The organism is Microcoleus sp. K1-B1 (genome assembly GCF_036704705.1).
In the GTDB taxonomy this organism is placed as follows: Bacteria; Cyanobacteriota; Cyanobacteriia; order Cyanobacteriales; family Microcoleaceae; genus Microcoleus.
The window spans coordinates 1-15,197 of sequence record NZ_JAUBSH010000041.1 but is presented as its reverse complement, the minus strand read 5'-3'; the positions used below and the strand labels follow the sequence as shown (position 1 = coordinate 15,197).

At 46.8% G+C, this 15,197-nt stretch carries 12 protein-coding genes and 1 pseudogene; 2 read left to right on the top strand and 11 right to left on the bottom strand.

The features are described 5' to 3' along the window. Window positions 1-56: 56 nt before the first annotated feature. The 8 genes and pseudogenes from QUA83_RS16515 to glyA form a co-directional block, all read right to left on the bottom strand. Window positions 57-904 (bottom strand): annotated as a pseudogene (locus tag QUA83_RS16515) (IS630 family transposase). Between the two features lie 302 nt (window positions 905-1,206). Beyond that, on the bottom strand, window positions 1,207-3,762 hold the full coding sequence (locus QUA83_RS16510) for an HDIG domain-containing metalloprotein (protein WP_333294358.1): 2,556 nt from the start codon (window positions 3,760-3,762) through the stop codon (window positions 1,207-1,209). A 432-nt stretch (window positions 3,763-4,194) separates the two neighbouring features. Beyond that, window positions 4,195-5,343 (bottom strand): ADP-ribosylglycohydrolase family protein, encoded by a 1,149-nt coding sequence (locus QUA83_RS16505; protein WP_333294356.1) that lies wholly within the window; start codon window positions 5,341-5,343, stop codon window positions 4,195-4,197. A gap of 167 nt (window positions 5,344-5,510) precedes the next feature. Beyond that, on the bottom strand, window positions 5,511-5,951 hold the full coding sequence (gene aroQ / locus QUA83_RS16500; protein ID WP_333208377.1) for a type II 3-dehydroquinate dehydratase: 441 nt from the start codon (window positions 5,949-5,951) through the stop codon (window positions 5,511-5,513). Window positions 5,952-6,063: 112 nt separating this feature from the next. After that, complete coding sequence (locus tag QUA83_RS16495; protein WP_006631912.1) at window positions 6,064-6,201, bottom strand: hypothetical protein; 138 nt, start codon at window positions 6,199-6,201, stop codon at window positions 6,064-6,066. Between the two features lie 299 nt (window positions 6,202-6,500). After that, window positions 6,501-7,757 (bottom strand): competence/damage-inducible protein A, encoded by a 1,257-nt coding sequence (locus QUA83_RS16490; RefSeq protein ID WP_333294354.1) that lies wholly within the window; start codon window positions 7,755-7,757, stop codon window positions 6,501-6,503. Window positions 7,758-7,905: 148 nt separating this feature from the next. Further along, the gene (locus tag QUA83_RS16485; protein WP_333294353.1) at window positions 7,906-8,961 is read right to left on the bottom strand and encodes an MraY family glycosyltransferase; all 1,056 of its coding nucleotides are present in this window, start codon (window positions 8,959-8,961) and stop codon (window positions 7,906-7,908) included. Window positions 8,962-9,416: 455 nt separating this feature from the next. Next, window positions 9,417-10,700, bottom strand: coding sequence for a serine hydroxymethyltransferase (glyA, locus tag QUA83_RS16480; RefSeq protein ID WP_333294352.1), 1,284 nt, complete (start codon window positions 10,698-10,700; stop codon window positions 9,417-9,419). A 168-nt stretch (window positions 10,701-10,868) separates the two neighbouring features. Here glyA and QUA83_RS16475 point away from each other — a divergent pair, with 168 nt between their 5' ends. Together QUA83_RS16475 and QUA83_RS16470 are read left to right on the top strand one after the other, a co-directional pair. After that, window positions 10,869-11,066, top strand: a complete 198-nt coding sequence (locus QUA83_RS16475) for a hypothetical protein (protein WP_333294349.1) — start codon at window positions 10,869-10,871, stop codon at window positions 11,064-11,066. Window positions 11,067-11,277: 211 nt separating this feature from the next. Beyond that, entirely contained in the window at window positions 11,278-11,748 is a 471-nt protein-coding gene (locus QUA83_RS16470; protein WP_333294347.1) for a Tic20 family protein, read from the top strand. A gap of 154 nt (window positions 11,749-11,902) precedes the next feature. Here QUA83_RS16470 and QUA83_RS16465 read toward each other — a convergent pair whose 3' ends face one another. The 3 genes from QUA83_RS16465 to QUA83_RS16455 form a co-directional block, all read right to left on the bottom strand. After that, a complete protein-coding gene (locus QUA83_RS16465; RefSeq protein ID WP_333294344.1) occupies window positions 11,903-12,679 on the bottom strand; it encodes a fumarylacetoacetate hydrolase family protein in 777 nt (258 codons plus the stop codon). A gap of 102 nt (window positions 12,680-12,781) precedes the next feature. After that, window positions 12,782-13,381 carry a 5-formyltetrahydrofolate cyclo-ligase gene (locus QUA83_RS16460; RefSeq protein WP_333294343.1) on the bottom strand — a complete coding sequence of 200 codons (600 nt, stop codon included), beginning with the start codon at window positions 13,379-13,381 and terminating at the stop codon, window positions 12,782-12,784. Between the two features lie 191 nt (window positions 13,382-13,572). Continuing rightward, window positions 13,573-14,967 (bottom strand): NB-ARC domain-containing protein, encoded by a 1,395-nt coding sequence (locus QUA83_RS16455; protein WP_333294340.1) that lies wholly within the window; start codon window positions 14,965-14,967, stop codon window positions 13,573-13,575. Window positions 14,968-15,197 lie beyond the last annotated feature (230 nt).

Genomic DNA, 15,197 nt, shown 5'->3' with positions numbered 1-15,197 from the left:
TAGTTGACTGCGCTGGGGTTGTAGATACTATAGTTATTTCAAATAAAAATGAGACACTAGGTTGCACAATAAGCGCGAATAATCTCATCAAGAGATGTGGCAGAATGCGAATACATTAGAGCTCTCTTTAATGCACTAAAATCATGCTCAATATCATTTAAGTCAGGAGAGTATTTTGGTAAAAAAAGTATCTGATGGCCTGCTTCCTCCACCAGGAGTTTAATTGCTGTCTTACGATGAATCGGTGCATTATCCATGATTAATATTGATGGTATTTTTAAAGATGGCAATAAATATAAAGCTAACCACCCTTCAAAACTTTCTGCATTCAAGCTCCCTGTAAAGACCATAGGTGCAATCAAGTCCTTGTTGCCTTTTCTTCTTCCTGCTACTAAGTTTTCTCTTTTTCCCCGTTTTCCTTGTCTATCCCCATATACTTTTTTTCCTTTTTTTGACCACGCATAAACACAAGCATGAAACTCTTCAAATCCTGATTCATCAATAAATACAAGGCTTTTACTACCATAAACCTTAATTAAATTTCTCAGTGTTTGGTAGTATTTTATTCTTTCTTCTCTATTCCTTTCTTTATAACGAAATTCTTTTTTTTTCTCGTAATTTTCATTTTCTTTAAAGCATAGCATATGGCACTCGCTCTCACCCCGAATTTCCTTGCTCTTTCTATTAATCTTGCTTCGGGATTTTCTTCTACATCTTTTCTGAGTGCTTCCCAGTCTATCTTTCGCTCACGGTGTTCTACCTTGGTTGCTCTAAGGTCTTCCCTCCCTAGCCATCTGTATATTGTTGCTCTTCCTACTTTAAACAGGGCGGCGGCTTTGGTTATACCCCCTCCATTTTCCACATAATCCACTACTCTTTTTCTCAAATCTAGACTGTATGCCATTTTTCGGCTCCGAGTTAACAATTTTTCTTGATTTTACATCATCTTGCATTTGTCTCACATTTATTTGAAATGACTATATCATCGGGTTTGCAAATGCGATCGATGCCGAAGACTGGCAAAAATTGCGATCGCACCTAGCTGGCGAAAGAGATATCGACTCCTCGGAATTTTGAGGAATCAAACAAACTGTGGTAATTGTCAGCCACAATCCTGAAGTGCATGGCGCTTTACCGGGCAAATCGCAATGAAATCTCATTCACAACTGAAATGCGAACTGATTTTTCCTAACTAAAAATTTTCGCCTACCTGGGAGTAAAAACTGCACTAGGGTAAGCAATCCGCTTGTGATTGAACTGTTCCCAAACCCGCACAAAAATCTCCGCAATTAGAGACATATCCTCCCGCGTTAAATCCGAATCAATCAACTGATTATCCTGCCAGCGAGCCCTCAAAATCTTATTAACCATATTCAAAGCCTCTTCATGAGTAGCATCTTTGAGCGATCGCAAAGCAGCCTCGCAAGAATCCGCCAGCATCAAAATCCCGGTTTCCCGCGACTGCGGAATCGGCCCATCGTAGCGAAAATCCTCCTCCCTCACTTGGCGACTTGCGATTGTTAACTTTGAATTATCCGCATCTGGCAAAACCATCTTTAAATCTTCTATTTCTTTTGCAGCAATTTGCTGCGCTTGGTGGTAGAAGTAAGCAATTAACATTGTACCTTGGTGTTCTGGAATAAACGCCTGAATTGCCTTCGGCAATCGATGCTTCCGCGCCATCACCAACCCCTCGGTAACGTGCTTTTTAATAATCTCCGCGCTCGCCCAAGGGTCATTAATTTCATCGTGTTTGTTGCCCCCACCCATTTGATTTTCACAAAATCCCAACGGATCGTGCATTTTTCCAATATCGTGGTATAATGTCCCAGTTCTGACCAGCTCAACATTGCAGCCAAGTTCCCGGGCCGCAGCCTCCGCCAAACTCGCCACAAACAGCGTGTGCTGAAAAGTCCCCGGAGCCTCGGCAGCCAATTTCTTCAACAGCGGGCGGTTGGGATTGGCAAGTTCCGCCAGCCGGATCGGGGTAATCAAGTCAAAAACGTGTTCCAAATAAGGGCTGATGCCGATCGCCACAACGCTCCAAGCCAAACCGGCCAAACTTTGCGCGCCCACCGTACCCAGTACGACGTACCAAATTGCACCGGCAGCCGCGCTGGCAATCAAAGTCCCCACCAGATAAACGGTGCCCTGAGCCAAGCCGACAGCCACGCCCAAAAGAGCCAATTCCTCGCGCGATCGCAGCCGCCCGGCCATAAAAGCGCCCAGCAATCCGCCCGCCCCGCTAGCCACCAAATGAATCAAGTCCACATTTAAGCCAATGGGTAGCAGCGCCGACAGCAGCCCCACCACAGTGACTCCCACCGCCGAACCGTAGAAGCCTCCCGCTAAAATCCCGATCGCGGGCAAACTCGTCCAAGGCAGCCCCAAACTCACCAGCACAGGCGCGCTCAAAGTCAGCAGCAGCAATAACAAATGATCTCTGCGGCGCAAGCGGTAGTGCCTTTCCACCAGCAGTACGATCGCAATTGCCCCCGCGACTAAACAAACAAAACCCGTCAGCCCCAGCCAATTCACCCCCCGCCTGCTTAAACCAAAATAGTCCAGCAACACGAAATCTTGCTGCGAGATCTCTTGTCCTTGGGCAACAATTATCTCGCCCTGATCTACTGCGATCATCACCGGTTTCACCTTTTGCGCCGCTAATTCAGCTAGCTGTTTGGTTTCCTCGCGATCTCTCACCAGATTTGGCTGCAAAATCGCTGTTAAACCCTCCACCGCCAAAGCTTGGGACTCTAACGGCACTTCATCAGCCACTTGCAGCTTCACGGCTTCTTTCAAAATCTCTTTTGGCAACCCCTGCGGGATACCTTGAGCCACCATCCTTTTTGCCGCCCGACTCATACCGGTTTGGGTTTTCTGCCAAGCTGCATCTGACCAATCAAACAGCGAAGTATCGTAAATCTGTGGCAGCCCCACAACCAACGGTTTTCCCAGCGCCTCCACAGCATTGAGATAGCGCTGGCGAGCAGAGGAAATACTGTCTGTCAGGCTTTGAAATTCTGCTGCCCGGACCGATCGGCTGTAAGCTTGCAGTTGAGCGATAGCATCTTGCTGAGACTTGTTATCTGTTGCCGCAGCAATTGCCGGGGAATCCAAACTCAATCGCTCGGAAGTTGCACTTTTGTCACCCGCTTGCGCCAAAATCGAGCGCCACTCCCACTCAGGACAGCCCCGCAAGTAAACCTGAACAGCAAGTGAGAGCGCCGAGGTACTCGCAAACGGAAACGGGCCTACCGCCTCCCGTAGCTCGCTTCCCTGCTGCAAAAATTGTTGCAATTCTTGATAAATTTGTCGATCGACCGCCGAATCCAGCATTAATATCGCTACAGCCCCTATCCGCGCCGCTTTCCGCTGTTCTTCAGTAGTTTTGTAATCGGGGATGCTAGCAGTAGCAGGAGCCTTAATCGTCTGAGGAGCTTTCGTCCCCACATCCAGTTTCGGCTGGTTGTAGAAGCGGTGGCCCAGAGTGCTGCTTAGGGAAACTACCGCTACCAGCGCCAACATAGGAGAACGAGCTTGATTTTTGAGGCTTGATTTGGAGGTTTTACTTGTAAATTTAGTAGTAAAAGTCTCGGGAAGAAGCCATTTCTGGCGCGACAAACGGCTCAGGAGAGGCCCGCCAGCGCGTGAGGTATCTGCTTTGCTGCTGCCATTTTGCACTTTAGCAATGTGTTGGCGCAGTGAGCGCGCAGCCCCTAGCTGCTCAATCTGCCGCATCAATGAGGAGAGCGTATTCATTTGTGTCGAAGATATATCACTGTTATCCAGCAGCTTTGTCAGAATTTCTGACTATGCATCTTGATTGATTTTATCCGAACTACCCTGGCTGAATATTCAACCCTCCAGGCTACTTTGCCTGACTATCGCCAGAAGTTGGCTTTCCTGACGGTGGCCAACAACGCAAGCAGCTTCTTTGCTTCCCTTGTCTGTCTTGAACAGAACTTGCGGGCGAGGGCTAAAAACCTTGTTTCTCCGTAGATTCTTCGTTTTCCAACCCCATATTCTCGTTTAAACCTGGCTTGTTGGGGCAGGCGCGTCCGATTTAATTTTTCACATTTAATTTTTCACTTTTTAATCTTTAATTGTCGCTATCCTTCAACTTTCGCTTTTGACTTGTTAATGGCTAATTGCTAATTTCTGGTTTCCCCTTACCAGTAAAAGCTCCAACCTTTATATTTTACGAGGTCTAATGACATAAGGTGCAGCCACCGATCGGGCTAGCGCTGCGGAATCCAGTCCGGCATCGGGTCTGTAAACTCCTGCCCAAACAGCAAACAGGTTATTTGCTAACTCTACAATTTTTGCATCGCTGCCAGTTCCCCAGAGCGAGGGTTCTAGGCCCTCGGCTAGCTGCTGCGATTTAACCTCAGCCGAAGATACCTGTCGCCATTCTACAGGAATCGCAGCAACGCCGTTATAGGCTCCAGACAAAGCTCCCGTCAAAGCGCAGGTTATTTGTCCGGCTATACCACAGCGGGCAGCGCGCACCACTGACAAGCGCAAGTCTTCTGGGGTGTTCAAAAAGCAGTAGAAAGCTAAGGCAATGGGAATGAAATTTCCTGGGTTGACAATTGACTCGGTTTGTAATTTTTTCTTACCTTCGCCCTGTCTTTCTCGCAAAGCTGTGGCGCTTTTGCACAGATGAGTGGCGGCTGTTTCTAAATCGGCTCCCTTTTCTAGTAGTATTTGCACTTGCAGCAGCAGCTCTGTTAAGGCATTATCTGTTTTCAGGTAGGCAAGTGTTTGCTCGATCGCTGTCGCGGGGTCAAGTCTTTCTTTGAGAGCCCGGGCGATCGTATATGCTACTGCTAAAATTGCTGTTTCCCATTCTGGCTGGTTTTCGTTGGGCCAAACCTCTATCGCCAGCATGATTTTTTCTCGCAGCTTGGCTTTATTTTCGTGAAAAAACATCGCGGATGGCAGCGCAGCAACGGCAGCTTCACCAGGGTTAAGCAGGGTTTGAAACTCACTGTTGCGGGGATGGTAGATTTCCGACTTGGCAAATGCTTCCCAAGTATCGCGCCAATCTTTTAAATCTAAACCCCTACACCGAATTAAACTTTGAGTACAGGCTACCGCAAGTCTCCCGGATGCGGATGAGTCTTTGCCACTTGGGCTTTTACTGTTGACTGAATTCAGCGCTAATGTTGCCCCTCTTAGGGTCAATTGTTGGTGTTTCGTCAGTTGTAAAATCGGCTGCAAGTCTTCTGTTTGGGGGGGAATACCCACGAGTTGCCTCTGGTATTGCAGGCCTATAGAGTCTCCTAAAACTGCCCCCAGGATGGTTCCTTGAAACTTGCTCAACAGGGAATGCCGCATTTGAATTTAACTCAAGTTGTTAGTAATTGGTAATTGGTAATTTAGAATTCTTCCTGGTTTGCTTCTTTTCCTAATTCTTGTGATTAATTTGAATTCAACCCAAACATATAAGGGCTGGTTTTCCATCTAAAACCTGCCCTCATCCGATCGCTACAATCGGTAAATTTTTAATTTTTAATCAGGTAACTAACTAGAGCTTGCAGCCCCAGCCGATAACTTTCTGGGCCAAAACCGCTGATTTGCCCGATCGCCACCGCTGCGATAAACGAGTGGTGCCGAAAAGCTTCCCGCCGGTAAATATTGCTCAGATGAACTTCTACCGCAGGGATATTCACCGCGGCGATCGCGTCTCTAATTGCCACACTCGTATGAGTATAAGCTCCAGCATTAATCAATAAGCCTTGGTGCTGCCCTAACATCGAGTGAATTGCATCCACCAATACCCCTTCATGATTCGACTGCTGAATAGAGACTTGCACCTGGAGGGCTTGCGCTTCTCGTTCTAGCAACTTGTTGATATCATTTAAAGTCGCAGAACCATAAACTCCAGGTTCTCGCTGACCCAATAGATTCAGATTGGGGCCGTGAAGTACCAGGATATTTAACAATTTTAAAATTTCCAGCGCAACAAAAATTATGAGAGTTTTGACATGGGATTTAGAACCCGTCTGCCACCTCAAACCTCAAACCTTAAACCTCAAACTTCTAATTCAGTCCCGACTACCTGCGATTCCTCGGTTGGTTTACAGGAATACGAATCGGTTCGAGTTCCGGTTCAGGTTCGGGACTCAGCAGTCCTTCTATCAGCTTGCGAACCCATTCTTTAATTTGTTCCAGCACCTTTTCAATGTCTTCCATTGAACGGATAGCTCCTTTTCTTATAGTCTAGATTGCTAAACCGACGGCTAAATATCTGAAAATAAGCAAGCACGACTTTGAAACCAAAGGTCAAACTTGCTTTCTCGCTTGCTGGTTATTTTGAGCAATGGAGAGAGTCAGTATCTTGGCCAATCAGTCCTATCTTATTATCATAACGAATCTTTACAGATAATCAAGAGGCAAAAGGAAAATTGCCGAATTATATCGGAGTATAGAGTGTTAAATAAAGCTTAAGTTTACGGTTGACTGTTGACAATTGACCAATCATAGGATTTTTTCTACGCTTTTGCCAACAATAATTTACGCCGGAGCCCATCGAGCGCCGTACAGCTACTCAGATTCCGAATCCACTCGCGGCCTCTGGCATCGCCAAAGCGGTATTCAAAGCTTTCTGCGTCGCCGTGGGGCCCTGCTAAACCAACATAAACCAGTCCGACAGGTTTAGCATCTGTGCCGCCTTCGGGCCCGGCGATGCCTGTAATGCTCAATCCCCAATCGGTATTGAGGCGATCGCGAACTCCTGCAGCCATTTGTTTTGCCACTTGGTGGCTGACTGCCCCAAACTCGGCTAAATCTTGCGGATTAACACCTAATAATCCTTCCTTAACCCGATTGTCGTAAGAAATAATCCCGCCTAAAAAGTAGCTCGAACTGCCGGAAACACCAGTCAGCATCGCCCCCAATCCTCCTCCGGTGCAGGATTCAGCCACGCTAAGAGTTTGCCCCGCATCCAGCAACAATTGGCCCACAGTCGAAGCGAGGGTATCACTATCAGCACCGTAGCAGTCCGAGCCGGCAATTTGCCGCAATTGTTGTTCGATCGGCTCAATCAAGTTTTTCGCCGCCACGGAGGACTCCGCGCGGGCCGAAATCCGCAGTTTGACTTCGCCGTGATTGGCGTAGGGAGCCACAGTAGGATTAGTTAAATTCAGAAAACTCTCTACTTTTTCGGCCAATGCCGACTCAGCAATCCCCCAAAATTTCAATGTGCGGCTGTAAATAGTGGCGCTGCACCAGCCGCCATTTTTCAGGTAAGGAACGGCGGTTTCTTGCCACATCAAGTGCATTTCCGCCGGTACGCCGGGAAATGTCATTACTGTCACGTCAGAAACCGGCTGCCAAATAATGCCCGGTGCAGAACCGCTGCGGTTCGGCAGAATGTCCGCAGTTTCTGGAATTAAAGCTTGCTTGCGATTGCTGGGACTCATGGTGCGTCCCCGCTGGGCAAATTTGTATTCGATATCTGCGATAATTTCCGGCTTTTCGATGAGGGGAACCCCAAAAAAATCGGCGATCGTTTCGACTGTGAGGTCGTCTGGTGTGGGGCCCAGGCCTCCGGTGAAGAGCAAAAGCTGCGATCGACTGACGGCAATTTCTAACACTTGTTTGATGCGTTCTGGATTGTCCCCCACCACTGTTTGATAGTAGTGAGGGATTCCCAGACTCGCTAATTCTTTGGCTAAAAACTGGGCATTGCTATTAAGAATATCGCCTAACAGCAATTCAGTGCCAACACAAATAATTTCAGCAACCATTCAATTTTAGATTTTAGATTGGGGAATTGGGCATAGGGCATAGGGCATAGGGCATAGGGCAGTGGAAATTGGTCATTAGTGATTAGTGATTGGTGATTGGTGATTCTTACTAACAACAGTCAACAGTCAACAGTCAACAGTCAACTAACTATCGAGCGTGTCTCCAAACTTTCCAGCTAGCATATCCCAGCAAACTGGTTGCACCCATAGCGTAAATTACGCCGCTGGGAAGCGAAAAAGCTAGGGCTAAACTTCCCACCCACAGTGTCAGCGAGTAAATAAATAAAACCGCAAATCGATGGGATAGTCCGGCTTGTAGAAGTCGGTGGTGGAGATGGCGCTTGTCAGCAATAAACGGTGACTTGCCGTTGCGAAGTCGATCGAGAATCACCGCCGACATATCTAAAATCGGTACAGCTAAAATTAAATATGGCAGCAACACAGAAGTAACAGCCGTAGTTTTAACTAACCCAATTACTCCCACTCCAGCGAGAGTAAACCCGATAAAATAAGCCCCGCCATCTCCCATAAAGATTTGAGCAGGATTGAAGTTGTAGCGCAGAAACCCCAATGTCCCGCCAGCCAAAGCCGCTGCAATCAGGGCCGCCGCTGGTTGCTGCATCGCCAAACTGACAATCAGCATCACAACTGCTGCAATCCCTGAAACTCCGGCAGCTAAACCGTCCAAACCGTCAATCCAGTTGATGGCATTCGCCATGCCGACGAGCCAAATCACGGTAATTGGCAAGCTCAGCCAGCCAATATTAGTCAGTCCCAAGGAGGGAACTGTCAGAAACTCAATCTGTACGCCTGCCATCCAAGCGATGCTGGATACGCCAATTTGCATGAGCAAGCGTTTTAAGGCCGAGAGCGAAAATAGGTCGTCTGCTAAACCGATGAGGAAGAATCCGATGCCGCCGAGGGTGACTCCCCAAATTTCGTATTCGTCTTTGGGATTGAGAACTTGTCCGCTAGCATCAATGAAGCCTCCTGAGAGCCAGACAAATAAGAGGGCAGTGATAGTGCCGAGAAAGATGGACACTCCTCCCAAGCGCACCATCGGGCGCTTGTGGACTTTTCGCTCGCCTGGCCGATCGACTCGCCCGCTTTTGAGACCAATTTTTTTGACTATTGGCGTACTCCAGAGGACGATGATCGCAGAAACCAGGAAAGCGAGTATGTGGTACAGATACTGGTACGGCATCTGAAATCAATTTTAAATAGTGCGGGGCAATTAGGCTGTCAGGCAGAGTCTACTACATTTCAGATGGCTTATAACAAGGAAACATCTTGAAGAGCGACTGGGGGTTTGGGAGTCGGAGATTTGCCGCAATGGCAGTTGCCCTGGGGCGAATTGTCAGGTTTTTCATTCATAACTCTCGAATTAACGATTTGAAATATCGACTTTTTCGCGAGCAAAAAAGTTGATATTTGGCGAGCGGGCCCAGCCCTAGCGGTATCTTTCGCAACCGACAAATACCGTTAGTCAAACCAGCCCCGCCCGACAAATATCTTTACTAAAAACCGTATTGGCGATCGATATTTTTGGTGAAAACCGCTTGTCAATATCGCTACCGGCAACTCTCAATCTTTTCCTGCTCTTTTACCCTTTTACCCGTACACTTCCAACTACCAATTTCCCATTGCCGATCAGGAAAATTAAGCTAATGCCGGCACTTTCAAGTACAAGTGGGGATATAACGGGAAGCGATCGCACAGTGCTGCTACTCGACGCAGGCAGTCGGCTGCGACGCTTTCATCATCGGGATTTAGCAGGCGCTCGGCAATAATATTGCCAATCTCGGTAAATTCTGCTGTTCCCATTCCCCTGGTCGTCATCGCCGGCGAACCGAGTCTCAAACCGCTGGTGACAAAGGGCGATGCCGGATCGAAAGGTACGGTATTTTTATTAGCAGTAATATTCACACCGCTGACTAATTGATCCGCTTGCTTACCTGTCATATTTACTGATCGCAAATCAACTAGCATTAAGTGATTGTCCGTGCCACCGGAAACGAGTTTTAAACCCCGCTGCTGCAACTGTTCAGCTAAAGCGCGCGCATTTTCAATTACTTGACCGGAATAAGTTTTAAATTCAGGCTTTAATGCTTCGCCGAAAGCTACTGCTTTACCCGCAATGACGTGTTCTAAGGGCCCACCTTGAGTGCCGGGGAACACTGCTTTGTCAAATTTTTTACCTAATTCCGGGTCATTAGTCATAATCAAGCCGCCACGGGGGCCCCGCAGGGTTTTGTGAGTGGTGGTGGTGACTGCGTGACAGTGGGGGAGGGGGTTGGGGTGGTGCCCTGTGGCGACTAACCCGGCGATGTGGGCGATGTCGGCGAGCAAGTAGGCTCCGATTTCGTCGGCGATGGCTCTAAACTTCTCAAAGTCGATAATTCGCGAATATGCTGAATAGCCACAAATTAGCAATTTCGGTCGGTTTTCTTTGGCACTGGCCAAAATTTCGTCATAGTCAAGCTGTTCTGTTTCTTGGCTGACGCCGTAGTGAAAAGCTTTGAACCATTTGCCGGATACGTTAACCGGCGAACCGTGGGTCAAGTGTCCGCCGTGGGACAAATCCATGCCCATAATTCCGTCTCCGGGTTCCAGCAAGCTCAAAAATACTGCAAAGTTGGCTTGAGCGCCGGAGTGGGGCTGGACGTTGGCGTGAGCGGCTCCAAATAGCTGTTTGGCGCGATCGATCGCAATTTGCTCGATGCCGTCAATAAATTCGCAGCCGCCGTAGTAGCGTTTCGCTGGCAGTCCTTCGGCGTATTTATTGGTCAGCACTGAGCCTTGAGCTGCCATTACCGCTGCGGAGGTAAAGTTTTCGCTGGCGATGAGTTCTAGGTGGTCTCGCTGCCGCTGGAGCTCTTGCCCGATTAAATCGGCAATCAGCGGATCGGTTTTGGAAAGGAATTCTAAGTTAGTGTCCGTCACAATAATCAACCTCTTGACAGTTTTGGGATTGGGAATTGGGGATCTTATACCGTACTACGGATTTCGCACCATTGATATAAATATTACGTTGTGTTCAGGTTAAGCCGTTTGTCCCCAACTCCTGACATACAATGAAATTACTGGTGTGAAACCTGTCGGAGGTATCAAATGTTAGTCATTTTAATGGAAAATCAGATGCTTGCCCCTCAGTGTGTTTGCCAAAGTTGTTTGCTGGCAGATCGCACTGGCCAACCGCGCTGGAGCGGTGGAGAGCTTCGCTGCGGTCATCGAGTTGCTAAACCTACGGAAAATTTGCCCGATCAGTACGAGTGTCAAATGGGCTTTGTCATTGCCAATATTAAATAATCATTGGGCATCGCGCATCGGGCATCGGGCATCGGGCATGGGGGATGGTGACTATTATTAACCCGATTCGATCTAAGTTCCCCTATCTGGTACTTGAGGCTGCTATCGGCCCACAAATGAGCAAATTCCGGGCGAGTCGGAACTGAGCCTGCTGCGTTATCCTGAGTTTAATGGAATTCATAGTTAATCGATCGACTCAGGAGACTTCATTATGACTTGGCGCGGATCTACAACTGTTCCAGACCGGATTTTTGCTTCTTTGCCTTATTTGCTCCCGCTGATTGACGGGCTGTGGTTTGGCAGGTTTCTATTTACACAGTTTCCTGTCCTGCAAGTGTTGTTGATACCGCTAGCTCCTTTGATGCAAATTTATAGTTTGCCCTTGGCTAGCTTGATTATCTTCTTTGCTCTGTATTTAGGAGTAGTTAGAAACGAAAACATCAGTCACTTCATTCGTTTTAATGCGATGCAGGCAATTCTTTTAGACATTGTTTTGATCCTGTGCCGTCTGGTTTTGCCGATTTTTGAGGTTCCCCAAGTCGCATTTATTGCGGAAACTCTGAATAACATGGTGTTTTTGGGCGCTTTTGCTGCATTTGTCTATGCAGTCGTTCAGTCGCTTTTGGGACGCTATGCAGAGATTCCTCCGCTTTCGGATGCTGTTTATATGCAGGTTCGTTAGTTAGTAGTTATTGGTTATTTGTTACTTGTTAGTTGTCAGTAGTTATTGGTTATTTGTTAGTTGTGACTTGTCAGCAGTTAAGTTCTTAGTTGTTGGTTATAACAATCAATAACCAATAACCAATAACCAATAACCAATAACCAATAACCAATAACTAATAACCAATAACTACTGTATTTTCAAGACTGCCGATGCCTTCTATTTCAATTCTGACTCGATCGCCTATTTGTAGCGGCCCTACTCCTTGCGGCGTTCCAGTCAGTATCACATCGCCGGGAATTAGGGTCATTATTTGACTGATGTAGGAGACGAGAAAGTCTGGGGAAAATACCATGCGATCGATCTGGGATGACTGTACCGGTCGCTCGCTCTCATTGACAAAAGTCTGCAACTGTGCAGCAGGACTCAGTTCGCGGACAATCCAAGGCCCCAAGGGACAAAAAGTATCGAACCCTTTGGCCCTCGCCCACTGGTTGTCTCGCTTTTGCAAATCTCTGGCTGTTACGTCATTGGCGATCGTATATCCCCAAATTTTGCTGTGTGCTTGTTCGGGAGTGCAGTTGCTACAATGTTCGCCAATTACCAGGGCTAATTCTCCCTCGTAGTCTACCCTTTCCGACTGCTGCGGATAACGAATCGTTGCACCTGCAGGGATGACGGCACTCGGAGGCTTGAAAAACAACAGAGGTTCTTCCGGTACTGGGGTTCCCATCTCGGCGGCGTGATCGACATAATTTTTGCCTACGGCTACAATTTTTGAGGGAGAGCACGGGGCGAGAATTTGGTAAGTATCTGGTGAAAGTTCCAAATCGGTTGGTTGTCCTTTTAACCAGGGCGGTGCATCAAATACTTGAACGCTGTGGCTGAGTTGCAGTAAACCGTAATGGATGTGTCCTTGTGTTGTTTTGACTCGAACGTAGCGCTGGGCCATACTATTTTAGATTTTAGGTTTTAGATTCTAGATTCAAAAAGACTTGTGCAAGTCCTAAATAGAATATATATAAACATGGATCTAGGGATAATTTCTGAAAATTTATTGCTCGATCGACCTTCTTGATTTTTGCTGTACGATTGTCAAATCGCTTTCCGTGCAAATTCCGTGCAGCGGTTTATCCCAGGAGTCAACTGGTAGTTGGGCGAGCAAGGCAAATTCAAAGATAATGCCGATCGTAACTTTTGATTCCCACTCAGCTAAACTGAGCATTCTGTCGTAATAGCCACCGCCGTAGCCCAAGCGATAGCCGCGAACATCGCAGCCTACTGAGGGTACGAGGATTAAATCTACTTCTGAGTGGTCTATTTTAGGAGCATCTGGCAGGGGTTCGAGTATGCCATAAGCTCCAGTATGTAAAGCATCTCCCGGCTGCCAGATGTGCCAGGATAGCTCTTTGCCGACACAGCGGGGAAATCCCCATTTGCGGGGAGTTACAAATAGGGGACTTAAATCTGGTTCTTGGCGACAACTGAAGTAGGCGAGGATTGTTTTTGCTTGGGTGAATAGGGGCGAGTTTTGCAGGTGATTGCAGATGCTCGTGCTCTTTTGTCTCCATTCTTGTGCTGATAGGGATTTGCGGGTGTTGAGGAGCGATTTTCTTAATTCGGTTTTAGTTAATGAAGGTTGAGCAGTATTCATATTTGCGATCGAATCTCTCGTTTGACTTCGAGTCCCACAGGGGTTGAAAACCCCTGTCTCACAGCGAAAGTCCTCTAAAAGAGGACTACAATTCATTGCATTTTCATCACACTCTGTAGTCGGTTTTAACCGACTTTAGCTTTGAGGCAGGGGTTTCAACCCCTGCCGGACTGTCGGACTGTCGGAAAGTATCAACAAACTGGATTTGAGAGCACATATTGTCTCACCACAGGACAAACGCTGAATAGCGTTTCATTCTCCTGTTCTTCTATTTCAACTAACGATCGCCTCCCCAAAGATTGCAGCCCGTCGAATAAGTCGGAGGGCGGTAAATTGGCATCTTGTAGCAATTGCTCTATTGAAACTGAATTTGCTTCGCGGCTGAGGTGGCAGATGAGGTTTTTCTCTAATTCTGACAAACGATTTATCTGCGGGTGCAATGTTGCTGCCAATTCTTCCCCTAAGAATAGCATATCATATTTCAAAAATTCTGCAACCCTACCTCGGAATATTTCTTGAATAGTGGTGGCGACTATTTTTAACCACAATGGATTGCCTCGGTAGGTGTTAATTAGATTTTCCCATGTTTCGGGATTGAGTAAACTTTTTTGTCGGAAAATTTCCGCTGCTGCTGTACCTATGCCTTTGAGTTGTAAGCTGCGAACTGGTGAATTTTCACCTTTTAAGGCGGTAATTTCTCTGGGGGGTTCCCAACTGTTGAGGATTAAACAACTGTTGTGGGTTGTTTCTCCGATTTGTCTGAAGAGGATGCTGTAATTTTCCCATTGGGGGCGGTAATTTCCTGCTAGTTGTCCGCTGCTGAGAATGGTTTGCACGTCGTCGAGGATGATGAGACAGCGGTTTTTTCGCAGATATTCCATTAACAGGGAAAGTCGATCGGGAATGCTGGTAGGGAGTTCGATTTCTGGTTTATTTAAGAGAAATTCTAGGAGATTTTTTAGGGTAGTTTCTAACTGTGGGGAGTGGCGGAGACTTCGCCAGATGACGTATTCAAAGTTATGCTGAATTTTTGGGATGAGGTGGAGGGAAAGTGCGGTTTTGCCAATACCGCTGAGTCCTGATATTGCTGCAAGGTTACACTTTTCTTGGACGATCCATTTTTCCAGGGTGGCGAGTTGGGATGTGCGATCGCACAATAATGAAATATGAGGTGCATCGGCTAAGTCTAGTCGGGTTACGGTTTGGGAGGTGTCTGAGGTGGGGGTTGAGAGCGATCGTTCTTTTGGAACTTCTGGAGATTGGCTATCTGTACTGACATTGACGTTATAAAATACAAAATCATTACCAAAATTTTGTGAAACAATAAATACTTGTCGCCTCTCAAGTGTTGAGCGTAAATTCGATTGAGTTACTTCTTCATCTAATACATTTGATAAACGTTTCCATAATTTTGAAGCTACATTCCTGATGTGACCTTCGCTACAATATGATGCTTCTGCGATTTGAGAGTATTTTTGACCTTCCCATACACCCAGCAGGATAGCTTTTTGCAGATCGTCCAAGTGCTCTCCTGTTTTGGCGAAAACCATTTCGTCGGCAAATCTCAAGACTTCTTGAACGTCCATTGGTCGGGTAGGTGTAGTGGTTTTGCTTATTTTATCAGACTTTTTATGACATTTTATGATATCTCTTACAAAATGTGACTTTTTGCGATAGATATTGTGTAACATTAATTACATTTAATTACATTCAATCATAGACTACAATGAAAAATTATGTAAGTAGGTCGGCGCAAAAAAACCGAACTATGTTAAGATAAGTAAACAAAAAGAATATATCTACTGAGGTAACTCAA